This window comes from Pseudomonas sp. HD6422, from assembly GCF_025377065.1.
In the GTDB taxonomy this organism is placed as follows: domain Bacteria; phylum Pseudomonadota; class Gammaproteobacteria; order Pseudomonadales; family Pseudomonadaceae; genus Aquipseudomonas; species Aquipseudomonas putida_U.
Genome location: NZ_JAHWIW010000028.1, coordinates 1 through 14,496 on the forward strand (window position 1 = coordinate 1; position 14,496 = coordinate 14,496).

General features: G+C 64.2%; 15 protein-coding genes and 1 pseudogene. 7 read left to right on the forward strand and 9 right to left on the reverse strand.

The features are described 5' to 3' along the window. Window positions 1-546 (forward strand): IS256 family transposase (locus KY379_RS19605; RefSeq protein ID WP_261241184.1); only part of this gene is annotated, 546 nt, incomplete at its 5' end. Between the two features lie 147 nt (window positions 547-693). Here the strand turns inward: KY379_RS19605 and KY379_RS19610 are convergent. The 3 genes from KY379_RS19610 to glaH all read right to left on the reverse strand — a co-directional run bounded on the left by KY379_RS19610 (window position 694) and on the right by glaH (window position 3,379). Continuing rightward, on the reverse strand, window positions 694-972 hold the full coding sequence (locus tag KY379_RS19610; RefSeq protein WP_261261839.1) for a hypothetical protein: 279 nt from the start codon (window positions 970-972) through the stop codon (window positions 694-696). A gap of 136 nt (window positions 973-1,108) precedes the next feature. Continuing rightward, the gene (gene lhgO / locus KY379_RS19615) at window positions 1,109-2,335 is read right to left on the reverse strand and encodes an L-2-hydroxyglutarate oxidase (RefSeq protein WP_261241182.1); all 1,227 of its coding nucleotides are present in this window, start codon (window positions 2,333-2,335) and stop codon (window positions 1,109-1,111) included. A 57-nt stretch (window positions 2,336-2,392) separates the two neighbouring features. After that, window positions 2,393-3,379: a glutarate dioxygenase GlaH gene (glaH, locus tag KY379_RS19620; protein ID WP_133330284.1), complete on the reverse strand. Its 987-nt coding sequence runs from the start codon at window positions 3,377-3,379 to the stop codon at window positions 2,393-2,395. 183 nt (window positions 3,380-3,562) lie between these two features. On the opposite strand from glaH, the gene csiR reads away from it, so the two are divergent. Then, window positions 3,563-4,255 carry a DNA-binding transcriptional regulator CsiR gene (gene csiR, locus KY379_RS19625; protein WP_133330286.1) on the forward strand — a complete coding sequence of 231 codons (693 nt, stop codon included), beginning with the start codon at window positions 3,563-3,565 and terminating at the stop codon, window positions 4,253-4,255. A gap of 48 nt (window positions 4,256-4,303) precedes the next feature. Here the strand turns inward: csiR and KY379_RS19630 are convergent, their stop codons facing one another. The 3 genes from KY379_RS19630 to KY379_RS19640 all read right to left on the reverse strand — a co-directional run bounded on the left by KY379_RS19630 (window position 4,304) and on the right by KY379_RS19640 (window position 6,725). Beyond that, entirely contained in the window at window positions 4,304-4,729 is a 426-nt protein-coding gene (locus tag KY379_RS19630; protein WP_261241181.1) for a VOC family protein, read from the reverse strand. A gap of 198 nt (window positions 4,730-4,927) precedes the next feature. After that, window positions 4,928-6,007, reverse strand: a complete 1,080-nt coding sequence (locus KY379_RS19635) for an endonuclease/exonuclease/phosphatase family protein (RefSeq protein ID WP_133330290.1) — start codon at window positions 6,005-6,007, stop codon at window positions 4,928-4,930. Window positions 6,008-6,068: 61 nt separating this feature from the next. Further along, complete coding sequence (locus KY379_RS19640) at window positions 6,069-6,725, reverse strand: YciC family protein (RefSeq protein ID WP_261241180.1); 657 nt, start codon at window positions 6,723-6,725, stop codon at window positions 6,069-6,071. Window positions 6,726-6,879: 154 nt separating this feature from the next. Between KY379_RS19640 and KY379_RS19645 the strand changes: the two genes are divergently transcribed. From KY379_RS19645 to KY379_RS19660, 4 genes are all read left to right on the forward strand, one after another. Further along, on the forward strand, window positions 6,880-7,650 hold the full coding sequence (locus tag KY379_RS19645) for a DUF2076 domain-containing protein (protein WP_261241179.1): 771 nt from the start codon (window positions 6,880-6,882) through the stop codon (window positions 7,648-7,650). Between the two features lie 63 nt (window positions 7,651-7,713). After that, window positions 7,714-8,193 carry an NYN domain-containing protein gene (locus KY379_RS19650; protein WP_133330296.1) on the forward strand — a complete coding sequence of 160 codons (480 nt, stop codon included), beginning with the start codon at window positions 7,714-7,716 and terminating at the stop codon, window positions 8,191-8,193. 133 nt (window positions 8,194-8,326) lie between these two features. After that, window positions 8,327-9,238, forward strand: coding sequence for a drug/metabolite exporter YedA (gene yedA, locus KY379_RS19655; RefSeq protein WP_196171936.1), 912 nt, complete (start codon window positions 8,327-8,329; stop codon window positions 9,236-9,238). A gap of 55 nt (window positions 9,239-9,293) precedes the next feature. Next, window positions 9,294-10,622 (forward strand): DEAD/DEAH box helicase, encoded by a 1,329-nt coding sequence (locus KY379_RS19660; protein WP_196171935.1) that lies wholly within the window; start codon window positions 9,294-9,296, stop codon window positions 10,620-10,622. Between the two features lie 46 nt (window positions 10,623-10,668). Here the strand turns inward: KY379_RS19660 and KY379_RS19665 are convergent, their stop codons facing one another. The 3 genes from KY379_RS19665 to KY379_RS19675 all read right to left on the reverse strand — a co-directional run bounded on the left by KY379_RS19665 (window position 10,669) and on the right by KY379_RS19675 (window position 13,759). Then, window positions 10,669-11,910: a TIGR03862 family flavoprotein gene (locus tag KY379_RS19665; RefSeq protein ID WP_196171934.1), complete on the reverse strand. Its 1,242-nt coding sequence runs from the start codon at window positions 11,908-11,910 to the stop codon at window positions 10,669-10,671. A gap of 148 nt (window positions 11,911-12,058) precedes the next feature. Beyond that, window positions 12,059-12,973 carry a histone deacetylase gene (locus KY379_RS19670; protein WP_196171958.1) on the reverse strand — a complete coding sequence of 305 codons (915 nt, stop codon included), beginning with the start codon at window positions 12,971-12,973 and terminating at the stop codon, window positions 12,059-12,061. Between the two features lie 99 nt (window positions 12,974-13,072). Beyond that, entirely contained in the window at window positions 13,073-13,759 is a 687-nt protein-coding gene (locus KY379_RS19675) for a histidine phosphatase family protein (RefSeq protein WP_133330304.1), read from the reverse strand. Between the two features lie 164 nt (window positions 13,760-13,923). On the opposite strand from KY379_RS19675, the pseudogene KY379_RS19680 reads away from it, so the two are divergent. After that, a pseudogene (locus KY379_RS19680) lies at window positions 13,924-14,495 on the forward strand (GNAT family N-acetyltransferase). Window position 14,496 lies beyond the last annotated feature (1 nt).

The following is a 14,496-nucleotide window of genomic DNA, read 5'->3' on the forward strand; positions in this document are numbered from 1 at the left end:
GAAGATGTGCTAATTGCCGTGACCGATGGCCTCAAAGGCATGCCAGAGGCCCTCAGCGCTGTGTTTCCAGAGACGACTCTGCAGACGTGCATCGTGCACCTGATCCGCAACAGCCTCGACTTCGCGGCCTGGGACAAGCGGCGGGCTCTGGCCAAGGAGCTGAAGCCGATTTACCAAGCCATCAATGCTGAAGCGGCTGAGCAAGCACTCGATGAGTTTGAAAGCGGGCCGTGGGGCGAGAAATATCCAACGGTGGTGGCTGCCTGGAGACGCGCCTGGGATCGAGTGATTCCATTCTTCGTCTTCCCTCCTGCCATCAGGAAGGTGATTTACACCACCAACGCCATCGAGAGCATCAACGCCCAACTCCGCAAGGTCATCAAGACTCGCGGGCATTTCCCGAATGATGACGCAGCGACCAAACTGATTTGGCTGGGATTGCGCAACATAACAGCCAATTGGGGAAAACCGGCCCATGATTGGAAAAGCGCGATGAATCAATTTGCGATTCTGTACGGAGATCGGTTCATCAGGCCAACCTGGTGAAAATCAGGGCCTGCCTGGCGGCAGGCCATTACCGGCCCGAACACAAAAAAACTGACAGTCCCGTCGCTGTGGGATTGCCGGGGCCGCTTTGCGGCCCTTTCGCGACGCAAGGCCGCTCCCACAGGCGTGAGATCGAATCACCAAGCGTCAATCTGGCGCATGAACGATCGCGAACTCGAGCGAAGTGCCTGTCTCTACATTCAGGTACTGGTCACTTGTGCCCAACTCGGCCTTCACCACATGCCCCCGGTGGTCCTTGAGTCGACAAACGAGACCATCGCCATCCACCGTCAGAGGCTCGATCAACCAGGGATCGGTGACCGCGGCGACTTTGTAGAAACCCAGGTAGCCATTGCGGCTGACGCCAAGCTTCCTCTCGCTCTCATGACGCGACTTCGTGGCAGGCACCAAGGCGGTCGCGCGCAAATCCTATAGACCTCATTGGCCTGAAACAAACATAGGAGCGAGCGCAGCTCGCGATGCGCCGCGCGGGCGGCGCTCGGTATCTGCGCCGCTGCAAGACTCAAGCGCACGCCCCGCGCCTAAATCACCCCACCTTGACCTACGCCACCTGCACCACCACCTTCGCCAAGCTATCCCCCACCTGCTCCTCCACCTTCGACACGATATACGCCCCAATCGGAATCGCCGAAGTGGCCGCCGGCGACGGCGCGTTGCACACGTTCACGCTGCGGGCGGTGTTGACGAACAGGAAGTCGTCGATGAGCTTGCCTTCATTGGACACCGCCTGGGCCCGCACGCCAGCAGGGTAGGGCTTGAGGTCTTCCTTGCGCAGGCTCGGGCAGTACTTCTGCACGGTCTTGAGATAACCGCCCTTGAACAGCGAGTTCTTCATCTCGGTCAGGCCCGGGCGCAGGTTGTCCTTGAGCACCTTGCGAATGCCCTTGTGGCCGAGCATGCCGGCAAGGTCGGACAGCGAAACGTCGGACTTTCGGTAACCCTCGCGCTTCATCGCCAGCACCGCGTTCGGCCCCACGGTGACCGTGCCGTCGATCATCCGCGTCAGATGCACGCCGAGGAACGGCATCGACGGGTCCGGAATCGGGTAGATCAGGTGGTTGACGATCTGGTTGTGCTGCGGCGGCAGCAGGTAGTACTCGCCGCGGAACGGGCAGATGGTGAAGCCCGGCTCGACGCCCAGCATGCGTACCACACGGTCGGCCATCAGCCCGGAACAGGACACCAGGTAGCGGGTGGTGTAGGTGTCGCCCGCGGTCTGCACCACGATCGAGTCCGCCCGCTCGGTCAGGGCCGTGACCTCGCTGCCGAAGACGATGGTGCCGCCTTTCTTCTGGAACTCCTTGGCCATCTGCGCGGTGATCTCGGCGTAGCTGACGATGCCGCTGGAGGGCACGAAGATGCCGCCCAGGCCGACGATGTTCGGCTCGCGCTCGCGCAGCTCGCCAGCGCTCAGCCAGTGGCGCTCCAGGCCATTGGCCGCGGTGCGTTCCCACAGGGCGCGCATGCGCTCCATTTCCAGTTCGTTGGTGGCCACCAGCAGCTTGCCGCACTCGTCGTAGCGAATGCCGTGCTCATCGCAGAAGCGCTTGGTGGCAATGTTGCCCTGCAGGCAGAACTTGGCCTTGAGGCTGCCGGGGGTGTAGTACACGCCGGCATGGATCACGCCGCTGTTGTGGCCGGTCTGGTGCTGGGCCGGGCCGCTTTCCTTCTCCAGCACGAGCATGCGTGCCCCTGGATAGCGGTCAGCCAGCTGCATGGCAGTGGACATGCCGACAATGCCGCCACCGATGATCACGAAATCGTACATGAGTCTGTTCCTTCGACACGCCAGCGACCGGGGATCCGGCCGCTGGCGTGTCGCGTATCAGTTGGAGGTCTGGCCGCGGTGGTGCTGCATTTTCGGGAAGCTGAAGTAGCCCCGCTGGCGCATCAGCTCGCGGCGCAGGCCCGGGTGAGCGGTGAAACGATCGCGACCGTGCAGCCAGAACAGGTTGTTGATCAGCAGGAACGAACCCACCGGCACCGGGATCGAGACCTTGCTCGCGCTGCCTTCCAGCGACTCGCCCAGCTGGAACAGCCAGGTGCCTTCCTCGAAGTTCTCGGGCTGCACGAACTGATCAATGTAGCGCATGGTCGGGCGGCCGGCGGCGTCGGTGTCGAACACTGCGTGGAACACATCCTCGCGGGTGTTCTTGCTGGGCGGCGCGGTCCAGCGCATCACGCGGCGGGCCAGCGGGTGCTTGTAGAAGGTATCCAGGTCGGCCCAGTCGTCCAGGTGCTGCAACAGCGAGTTGCCGCCTTCCATGTTTTGCTCGTCGATCTTCATCATCAGCACGTAGTCGGTGATCTGGTTGACGAAGGTGCCGTCGTTGTGAAGCTCCATGACCCGGTGCGGCTGGCGCAGGTAGCTGTCGGAGTTGTCGACGTTCTCGACCACGAAGCGTGCGTAGAACTGGCCGCTCATGGCGTCGAAGTTCGAGCGGCCCAACAGGTGAGCAACGGCGGTCGACAGCTTGACCATGTCTTCGGCCTGGCTCACATCGTCCAGCCCTTCCGGGATCACCAGCAGGCCGCCGGTGCTGCGGTCGAGCAGGGTGTTGATGATGACCGGGCGCAGGGTGCCCTGGCAGATGTCATCGAGGATCTTGCCGACCTGGAAGCGCAGGAACGACTTGTATTCCAGTGCCTGTACCGGCCATTGCGCCACTGCCGCGACGAAGGCATCGACTGTGGCTTTCGGCAAGCGCAGCTCCAGCAGGCGGTCGGACTGTTCGCTGGCCTGCAGGGTGAAGCCTTGCAGGGCTACGGGCTGGGGAACGGCGGGGGCGTCGATCTGGGTGAAAGCGTTCATGGCGTCTCCTGGGCGGGCCAGTCGGGAATGTCGGTGATGTGCGGCTGTGAGGGAAAATTATCGTCACTTTAACAAAATGTCTACATTTTTAATTTATGTAGTTAAAACGCATTGAGGTAGACGCAAAGCGGAGGTGGCGCCATTTCCGGTATGATCGGCGCTATCTAGCAATGGAACCCCTCTATGGATGACCTTTCTCTGGCTGAACCCGCCTCGGATGCCGCCTACGCGCGCCTGAAGGCCGACATTCTCCAAGGCGCCTATCGGCCGGGTGAAAAGCTGTTGATGAGCAGCCTCAAAGAGCGCTACGCGCTGGGCGTTGGCCCGATGCGCGAGGTGCTGGCGCGGCTGGTCGCCGAGCGCCTGGTGAGTTCGGTCAACCAGAAGGGGTACCGCGTGGCGAGCATGTCGCTGGAAGAAATGCGCGACGTGTACGAGGCCCGGGCGCATCTCGAAGCGATGATCGTCGGCTTGGCTGTCGAGCGCGGCGACGAGGCCTGGGAGGCCTCGATCATCGCCCGCTCGCATGTGTTGTCGAAGGTGGTGGAGCTGCACAGCCCCCAGGAAATGGTCGAGATCTGGGATGCCCGGCACAAGGCGTTCCACAGCGCCATCGCCAGTGGATGCGGGTCCAAGAGCTTGCTGCAGGCCCGGGCGTTCCTTCAGGACCAGGCCGAACGCTATCGCCAGATCTGGCTAAAGCGCACGGTGCTATCGGAAGATGCGCTGCGCCTCAAGCGCGCCGAGCACGCGGCGCTGGTCGAGGCGATCATCGGGCGCGACGCCGACAAGGCCAGCAAGATGATGCTCGATCACCTGCTGACGCCGGTGCCGATCATCACCCAGATCATCGAGAGCGAACAGGGCCTTTTGTAGAGGCTTGTAGCGCCCCCCGCCCAACCTCGCAGGGCGCGGTCTGGTCGGTCACTTGGCGAACAGCTGGCTCATATCCTTGAACGCCTTGAACTCCAGGGCATTGCCGCACGGGTCGAAGAGGAACATGGTGGCCTGCTCGCCGACCTGGCCCTTGAAGCGCACGTAGGGCTCGATGACGAACTTGGTTTCGCGCGCCTTTAGGCGCTCGGCCAGGGCTTCCCACTCGTCCCAGTCGAGAATGATGCCGAAATGCGGCACCGGTACGTCGTGACCGTCGACGGCGTTGGTGTGGGCCGACTCCTGGCTGGCGGTCTTAGGGTGCTCGTGGATGACCAGTTGGTGGCCATAGAAATCGAAGTCGACCCAATGGGTGCTGGAGCGGCCTTCGGCCAGGCCGAACAGATCGCCATAGAAAGCACGAGCGGCCGGGAGGTCGTATACAGGGATTGCCAGGTGGAAAGGGGAGAGGCTCATCAGGGGCTCCAGTCTTGTCCGTTTTGATGGGGGCTTGGGGCCGCTCGCATTCGGCCAGCTGCCTTACGCCTTAGAGCCATCTAAGGGATAGCCGATCAACCAGAAAAAACAACATTTTTTGAGGGGCTGCACCGCTCATACACCAGCCGCTGGAGGTCCTGGCGGGGCTGCTCGAAGCCCCAGGGAGGCCCAGAGGCATCAGGGACGCCCAGGGATTTGCAGGCGGGCGAGCACCGGCAGGTGATCGGAGATCTGCAGGGTGTCCTGCTGCAGTACCTGGGCATCCTGGCGTAGCAGCCTAGGGCTGTGCACCAGGTAGTCCAGCGTGCGGTCCGGCCCGTTGGCCGCCGGGTCGTTGGGGAAGTGGGTCAGCCAGGCATCGCGCTCGGCGCCACTGGCTTCGGCGTTGCTGGGTATCAGCGGGTACTTGTCCCACAGCAGGTGCAGGTCGCTGTCGGCTGAGTAGGTGCCGCGCAGGGCCGGCGGCAGGCGCCGGTACTGACCCAGGGGCAGCAGGTTGAAGTCGCCGCCGATCACCCAGGGCGTGCCCTGGCCTTCCAGGCGATCGAGCACCTTGGCCACATGGGCGACCTGGCGGCGTTGCACGTCGCTGCCGGGTTGGTAGGGCGAGAGGCGGGTGTTGAGCACTGCCAGGCGGCCACCGCCGGCGATGGGCAGGTAGCTGACCAGAAGCCCTGGCTGCGGTCGCAACAGACGCTGCAGGACCGTGTCGGCATCGTTGGGCAGTGCCAGGCGTTCGGCCTTGCCGATCGGGTAGCGGCTGAGGGTGGCCAGGGTGCGGCCGACGCTGCCGAGGATGTGCCGGTCGGGTACCAGCCCGGCCTGCCAGTCGTAGGCCTGGGCAGCACAGGGGTAGAGGTCGGCCAGGCGTTCGCGCAGCAGCGCCAGCTGGTCCTGGTAGTCGGTGGCCTTGGTGTTCTTGTCCAACTGCTGCAGCAGTACCACGTCCGGCTTTTGCGTGCGGATGACACGGGCCACTTCATCGAGGTTGAACGCCAGGTCTTCGGCGCTGGGGCGGGTGTCGTCACCACGGCCCTGGTCGTACCAGAACACATAGCGCTTGCCGGCCAGGTACTGCACGTTCCAGGTCATGACCTTCAGGGTCTGCCCCGGTTGCAGTGCTGCCGGGTTGCCCTGGCAGGCCACCGGCACTGCCTCGCGCTGCGCGGGCTGCCAGCTCAGGTGGTGGGCGAGCAACCACAGCAGGGCCAGCAGCAGGATAATCAGGAGCAGGACGTTGCGCAGTAGTCGGGTCATCGGCTCGGCTTGTCGGTGCGGGTGGTGCCAGCATAACCGAGCCGTTCGTCGGCAGGCCAGTTCAAGCGCCTGCTTCGTTCTCCAGCAGCATGAACAGGCGGTACAGCACCACGGTGATGAACAGGCTGAGGAAGCCGTTCAGGCTGTTGAGCAGCAGTTCGATACCGGTAGCAGGCTCGGGGAACAGCGTCATCAGCAGGGCATCGATCAGCCACAGCGGCGCCAGCACTGCCAGCAGGCAGACCAGGATGCGCAGGAAGTGACCGGTGGTCATCCGTGCGCTTTCGCGCATCGCCTGTACCACCGGCAAGCCGCGCAGCACGACCAGATATTCGGCGAACACCAGGTTGATCATGATCCAGATGCCCGGAATGATCAGCAGGGCAAGGCCAGCGAGGATCAACAGGAAGCTGATCACCAGCAGCAGTACCAACGGCGCCCAGAGCTGGGCCGCGCGTGCCAGCAGGTCGCGCTTGGCGATGTCCTGGCCGTTGCTGCGGGTGTCGAGATAGAGGATCAGCGCGGCGTTGTACAGCGGGTACAACGCCAGGCCGACCAAGGTCGCGGCCGCCATCGCCGCGCGATCGCTCAGTTGGCCTTGCAGCAGTTGCGCGAGCAGGGACTCGAGCACGATCAGCGGCAGGCACAGGGTGATGATGGGGGTCAGGTGGCGGCTGAAGAAATTGAAGGAGTCGCGCAAAATGCTAAGCGGGTTCATGGGTAGACATCACATGACAGTCAAAACAGGGGCCTAACTTTAGCCCAGGGCGGTCATTTGCTGAAAAAACTTTCACCCTTCGGTTGATTGAATCCGGTGCCCAAGCGCCCCATCTTGACACTGTCCGATGTCCTGCTCCCCATGAGGTAGCCCCATGAACACTGAAGAACAAACCCTGATCGACGGCCTGTTCGGCCGCATCAAGCAAGCCGAGGATCCGAGCCAGCCGCGTGACGCCCAGGCCCAGGCGCGCATCGAAGAACACCTGCGTCAGCAACCGGCCGCGCCGTACTACATGGCCCAGGCGATTCTGGTGCAGGAAGCTGCGCTCAAGCGCCTGGACGAACAGAACAAGCAGCTTCAGGCCGAACTGGAGCAGGCCCGTGCCCAGGCCGAGGCCAGCCGGGGGCAGGCCAGCAGTGGTGGGGGTGGTTTCCTCTCCGGTCTGTTCGGTTCGGGCTCGCGCAGCCCGGCACCTGCGCCCCAGCCGCAATCCCAGTTCCAGGCCCCGCCGCCGCGTCCCCAGGCTACTGGCGGCGGCTGGCGCGAACCCTCGGCCCCAGGCTACACCGCGCCCCAGGCACAGCAGCCGGGCTTCGCCGCCGCGCCAGCCCGTGGCGGTGCCAGCAGCTTCCTCGGCGGTGCCATGCAGACTGCGGCTGGCGTGGCCGGTGGTGTGTTGCTGGCGCAGGGGATCAGCAGCTTGTTCAACCACCACTCGCAGCCCGAGGAAGTGGTCGAGGTGATCAAGGAAGAACCCGCGCCGGCCAGCGATAGCGGTGGCTGGCAGGACCAGAGCGGCCAGCAGCAGGTCGCCGACAATGGTGGCTGGGGCGACCAGGGTGGCTATGCCGACAGCGGCTACGACGCTGGCTATGATGGCGACGATGGCGGCTTCTTCTCCGACGACGACTCCTACGTCTGATAGCTCTGGCATACTGCGGTCATTTTCAGGGGTGCGACGCGCCCCTTCTGCCGAGGTTGGGTCGTGAAGAAGATCGCGTTGTTCGCCGATGTGCAGAACCTCTATTACACCGTGCGCCAGGCGCACGGTTGCCATTTCGACTACACCGCACTGTGGGCCGACGTCAGCCGTGAAGGGCAGATCGTCGAGGCCTTCGCCTATGCCATCGACCGCGGTGACAGCAAGCAACAGCAGTTCCAGCAGATATTGCGCAACCTGGGCTTCGAGGTGCGGCTCAAGCCGTTCATCCAGCGTAGCGATGGCTCGGCCAAGGGCGATTGGGACGTTGGAATCACGCTGGATGTGATCGATGCGGCCAGCCGTGTCGATCAGGTGGTGCTGGCCTCCGGCGATGGTGATTTCGACCTGTTGCTCGAGCGGGTGATTCAGCGTCACGGCACCGAGGCAGTGGTGTATGGCGTGCCGGGGCTGACGGCGTTGTCGTTGATACGTGCGGCCAGCCGTTATGTGCCGATCGAGGGGCGATTGTTGTTGCGGCATTGAGCTCTCTTGTGCCAATGATGGCCCCACACTCCGGCAAAGTGTTTCGGTGTTTTTGCCCAGTTTTGTAACTTATTCCCAAGCAACCTCCGCACTAAACTGGGGCACCTGTAAACGGACTTAGAGTGCCCCTGCCATGCCTGCCTCCCGCCGCTTCCCGCTGTTGCTCATCGGTGCCTTTCTGGCCCTGTATCTGATCTGGGGCTCCACCTACCTGTTCATCCGCATCGGCGTGGAGTCCTGGCCGCCGATGCTCATGGCGGGTGTGCGCTTCATGATTGCCGGCGGTCTGCTGTATGGCTTTCTGCGCTGGCGCGGGGTGCCGGCGCCGACCTGGCGGCAATGGCGGGCAGCGGGGGCGATCGGCTTTCTGCTGCTGAGCTGCGGCAACGGTGGCGTGACGGTGGCCGAACACGCCGGGGTCGCCTCGGGTGTGGCGGCCCTGGCCATCGCCACCGTACCGCTGTTCACTTTGCTGTTCGGTCTGTTGTTCGGCCACCGCAACTCGCCCTTGGAATGGGCAGGTATCGCCTTGGGCCTGGTCGGCATCGGCCTGCTCAACCTGGGCTCGAACCTGCAGGCCAGCCCTATCGGCGCGGCACTGATCCTGTTCGCCGCCGCGTCCTGGGCCTTTGGTTCGGTGTGGAGCAAATCGTTGCCGCTGCCCGCCGGCCCCATGGCCAGCGCCGCGGAAATGCTTGTCGGGGGCGCGGTGCTGCTGCTGGGCAGTGCCGTTTCGGGCGAGCGCATGACTCAGATGCCCAGTGCCGCTGGCTGGGGCGCGCTGGCCTATCTGGTGCTGTTCGGCTCGATCCTGGCGTTCAGCGCCTACATGTACCTGCTCAAGCACGTACGCCCGGCAGCTGCCACCAGCTATGCCTACGTCAACCCGGCGGTCGCGGTCCTGCTGGGGATCATTTTTGCCGGTGAGCAGATCGGCGCCGAGGAATGCCTGGCCATGGCCGTGATCATCAGCGCGGTGGTGTTGATCGGTCTGCCGCAATGGCGCCGGCCGCCGCAGCCGCTGGAAGGGGAAATCTGCAAGTAGGGCAGGGCATTGCGGTAAACTTGCGGGCTTCGCTGAACCCCCTGACGGTACCGACATGAATTTCGCCAAACTCGGCCTGATCGAACCCCTGCTGCAGACCTTGCAGCAGTTGGGCTACACCACCCCGACCCCGGTCCAGGCCCAGGCTATCCCCGCCGTGCTGGCCGGCCGCGACCTGATGGCCGCGGCCCAGACCGGCACCGGCAAAACCGCCGGCTTTGCCCTGCCGGTGTTGCAACGTCTGGCGCTGGAGGGCGAGAAGGTCGCCAGCAACTCGATCCGCGCCCTGGTGTTGGTGCCGACTCGGGAATTGGCCGAGCAAGTCCATGCCAACGTCCGCGAGTACGCCGAGAACCTGCCGCTGAGCACTTACGCGGTATACGGTGGTGTCAGCATCAACCCACAGATGATGCGCTTGCGTCGCGGTGTCGATTTGCTGGTGGCAACCCCAGGCCGGCTGCTCGACCTGTTCCGGCAGAACGCCATCAAGTTCAACCAGGTCCAGATGCTGGTTCTCGATGAAGCCGACCGCATGCTCGACCTGGGCTTTGCCGAGGAATTGCAGGCGGTGTACGCGGCCTTGCCGCGCAAGCGCCAGACCTTGTTGTTCTCGGCCACCTTCTCGGAGCAGATCCGCATGCTTGCCGGGCTTGCCCTGAATGACCCGCTGAGCGTCGAAGTCAGCCCGCGCAATGCCGCAGCCACGACGGTCAAGCAATGGTTGGTACCGGTGGACAAGAAGCGCAAGGCCGACCTGTTCTGTCACTTGCTGCGCAAGCAGCGTTGGCAACAGGTGCTGGTATTCGCCAAGACCCGCAACGGCGTCGACCAACTGGTCGAGCGCCTGCTGGGCGAGGGCGTGAATGCCGACGGTATCCATGGTGACCGTCCCCAGGCCACGCGCCAGCGCGCCCTGGACAGCTTCAAGGCGCGTGAGGTGCAGGTACTGGTAGCGACCGATGTAGCGGCCCGTGGCCTGGACATCGACGATCTGCCGCTGGTGGTCAACCTCGACCTGCCCATCGTCGCCGAGGACTACGTGCACCGCATTGGCCGTACAGGCCGGGCGGGCAACAAGGGTGAGGCGATTTCGCTGGTGTGTGCCGATGAAGTGCAACTGCTGGCAGCGATCGAGACCCTGATTCGTCAGACCCTGCCGCGCCATGAAGAGCCGGACTTCATCCCCGACCATCGGGTGCCGATGACCGACGCCAGTGGTCAGGTGATCAAGAAGCCGAAAAAGCCCAAGAAGCCAAAGGAAAACAGCGCCAAGCGCGGTCTGGGGCGCTGGATGGACAGTGAAGAAAACGCTGCCCCAGCGCCGATCAAGGCGGTGCGCAAGGTGCCGAGCTTCAACAGCGGGCCGCGCAAGCGCAAGCCATAAGCGCTTGGCTCTGTGGGAGCAAGGCTGTTGATCCAACTGGATCGCGTCAGCTTGTGGATCCCAACCACTCTGCCGCCGCTCGCCCCGCCCGCAATCCACTGGCAAAGCATGCGGTCAACAGATAGCCACCGGTCGGCGCTTCCCAGTCGAGCATCTCGCCAGCACAGAACACGCCCGGCAGCGCCTTCACCATCAACCCCGCATCCAGCCCCTCGAAGCGCACTCCGCCGGCACTGCTGATCGCTTCGTCCAGGGGACGCGTGCGCACCAAAGTGATCGGCAGCGCCTTGATCGCCCGTGCCAGCGCCTGCGGGTCGGCGAAGGTCGGTGCATCGGTGAGCTCGCGCAGCAACCCCGCTTTGACCCCGTCGATCCCCAACTGGCCTTGCAGATGCTTGGCCATCGAGCGTGATCCACGTGGCTTGGCCAGCGCCTTGGCGATGTTGTCCACAGGCTTGTCCGGCAACAGATCGAGCAGCAGCGTGGCATGCCCATCGCGGGCGATGGCATCGCGCAGCGGCGCCGACCAGGCGTACACCAGGCTGCCTTCGACGCCTTGGGCGGTGAGGATGAACTCTCCTTTACGCGCAGGCATACCGGGCATGCCCAAGGCGATGTTCTTCAGCGGCGCCCCGGCGAACTTGTCGCGCAGCACAGTACTCCAGCCCTGGACTTCGAAGCCACAGTTGCTGGGCCGCAATGGCGAGATATCCACAGCGCGTTCGGTCAGGAGCGGCTGCCAGGCGCCATCGGAGCCCAATCGCGCCCAACTGCCGCCGCCCAAAGCAAGGACTACGGCGTCGGCCCGCACCTGCAGTTCGCCTTGTGGATAACTGATCCGCAAGCTGCCGTCGGCATTCCATCCGAGCCAGCGGTGGCGGGTGTGGATAACCACGCCGCTGTCGCGCAGGCGCTTGAGCCAGGCGCGTAGCAGCGGCGCCGCCTTCATGTCGGTGGGAAACACCCGGCCGGAAGTGCCGACGAAAGTGTCGATGCCGAGACCATGAATCCACTGGCGCAGGGCATCGGCATCGAAGTCGCGCAACAGAGCGTCGATCTCATCCTGACGCCCGGCGTAGCGCGCCTTGAATTGTGGATAACCTTCCGAATGGGTGATGTTCATGCCGCCTACACCGGCCAGCAGGAACTTGCGCCCTACCGATGGCATGGCGTCGAACACCTGTACCGCCAGGCCCGCCTGGGCCAATGCTTCGGCGGCCATGAGGCCGGCCGGGCCACCACCGATGACGACGGCCAGGGGAGGGGATGCGCGGTGAATTTCGGACATGGGGGCGACAGGCTGTGGAAAAGACCGCACATTCTAGCCTAGCGCAGCCGTCGGAAGCACTGGTCAAAAAACGATCACATCCCCGCAGGCCAGGCTGGACGAGGGCTGCAGGAGCTTTCACAGAGGTTATCCACAAGCGGTTCCACAGTCATTGTGAACAACCGACGACCCGTGCCGCGCTGTGGTGGAGAATGCCGTGACGCCGGGCCAATGCCTGGCGATCCTTGCTGTAGCCTCCACCGATCACGCCGACCACGGGGATATCCCGGCCCAGGCAATGGCGCAGCACCTGTTCGTCACGTGCGGCCAGACCTTCGTCGGTCAGTTGCAGGTAGCCCAGGGCATCGTCCTTGTGCACGTCGACACCGGCGTCGTACAGCACCAGGTCCGGGCGGTACAACGGCAGCAGGTAATTCAAGGCATCGTCCACCACCTTCAGGTAGGCGGCATCGTCCATGCCCCGTGGCAGCGGTATGTCCCAGTCACTGTCGGCCTTGCGTGCCGGGAAGTTTTGCTCGCAGTGCAGCGACACGGTGATCGCCTCCGGCGTGTCGTGGAGAATGCGCGCGGTGCCGTCGCCCTGGTGCACGTCGCAGTCGAAGATCAGTACCCGGTGCACCCGTCCGGCTTCGAGCAGGTAGCGGCTGATCACCGCCAGGTCGTTGAAGATGCAAAAGCCGGCCGGATGGTCGTAGTGGGCGTGATGAGTGCCGCCAGCCAGATGGCAGGCGACGCCATGCTGCAGGGCCATCTCTGCGGTCAGCAGCGAGCCACCTACCGCGCGCACGGTGCGCCGGGCCAGCGCCTCGCTCCAGGGCAGGCCGAGGCGGCGCTGGTCCTCGCGGGAGAGCTCGCCGTTCATGTAGCGCTCGATGTAGTCGCGGTCATGGGCCAGGGCGAGGATGTCGTTGGGACAGATTTCCGGACGCAGCAAGTCCTGGTCGCTGACCAGCCCGCTGTCGACCAGGTGGTCGCGCAGCAGGCGGAACTTGTCCATGGGGAAGCGGTGCTCGGCGGGGAACTCCGGGCTGTAGTCGTCGTGGTAGATCAGCGGCAACGGCATGGGGTGTTCGCAACGTGGGGCCAGCGCTGATCTTGCCATGGTCGCGGTATAGCCTGCCAACTGCATGATGGCAGGCATCGGTTCGCTGGTGCGGGCAGCCTAGCGACCGACGCTGGCCAGTACCCGCCGCCAGTCGGGCTCGTTGAGGCGGCCGAGAATCCGCGTCTTGCCGGTGGCATCGACGGAGACGAACAGGGCGCTGGCATAGCCGCTTTCACGCTCGCCCCCGGCCACGCCCTGGGAGCGCTGGAAGTGATCGATGCAGCCGTTGTGGGTCACCAGCACCAGATTATGCCCGGCCCGTTTGTGCGCCAGGGCTTCGCTGGCGAACTGGCGGTCGCAGTTTTCCAGCCAGTCTTCGCTCGCCACGTGCTGGCCGAGGATGAAGTGCGCGGTTTGCCGGGTACGCAGTTTCGGGCTGCTGATCAGGTCGGCGCCGGACAGCCCGAGTTGCTGCAAGCCTTGACCGACCCGCGATGCCGCTTGGCTGCCGGCCACGGTGATGCCGGTGGCGTCGTCCAGGCAGGGGCCCGGTGCGCTGTCGCAGCGCTCGGCATGGCGGATCATCACGATCACCGCGCCCTCGGCCCAGTCCTGCAACAGGCCGCTGTCACTCAATTGCTGTTCGTTGCCAAGGTCCACGATGTGCGTCCTCGTCGCCAGCCAGGTGGTCAACGCCGCCACGACCATGCACAGGCCGAGGACGGCACCGAGGGCCTTGCGTGACAGCCGTCGCTTGCGCCGCAGGCGGATGGCCGAATGACCCAGGGTGGTGCTTGGTAGCATGCAGGACTCCAATGGCAGGCAATGATTGGCTGGCATTGTGAGAAGGCTGCTGTCGGAGCCCGGTGAAGGCCCTGTGAAAATTGCATTGCATTGGCAGGGTTGGGTGAAAGTGCGGCGTGCGCCTACGCTGTAGACTGAGCCACCGTAAAATCGGAGCACGCCCGATGAGCCCCATCCTCGAACTGCACAGTGCCCGCCTGTTGCTGCGCCAATGGCAGGATGACGACCTGCGGGAGTTCGCGGCAATGTGCGCCGATCCGCAGGTGATGCGGTATTTTCCAGCGCCTCTGACGCGCCTGGAAGCGGCGGCGCTGATCGGTCGCATCCGCGGTCATTTCAGCGAGTACGGTTTCGGTCTGTGGGCCTTGGAGCGGACCGACAGCGGCGCCTTCATCGGCATGACCGGGCTGCTCAACGTCAACTTCGACGCGCCGTTCGCGCCGGCGGTGGAAATCAGCTGGCGTCTGGCCCGGCGCCACTGGGGCCTTGGCTTCGCCAGCGAGGCGGCCTGGACCTGCCTGCGTTGTGCTTTCGCCCAATTGCGCCTGGACCAAGTGGTGTCGTTCACTACCCAGAGCAACCTTCCCTCGCAGAAAGTCATGCAGGCCATTGGCATGGTCCAGGACCCCGATGGCAGCTTCGAGCACCCGCGCCTGCCCACGGGCCATCCGCTGCGCCCCCATGTGCTCTATCGAATGGACGCCCGCACTGGGAACAGACCCTGCGCACTGAATGAG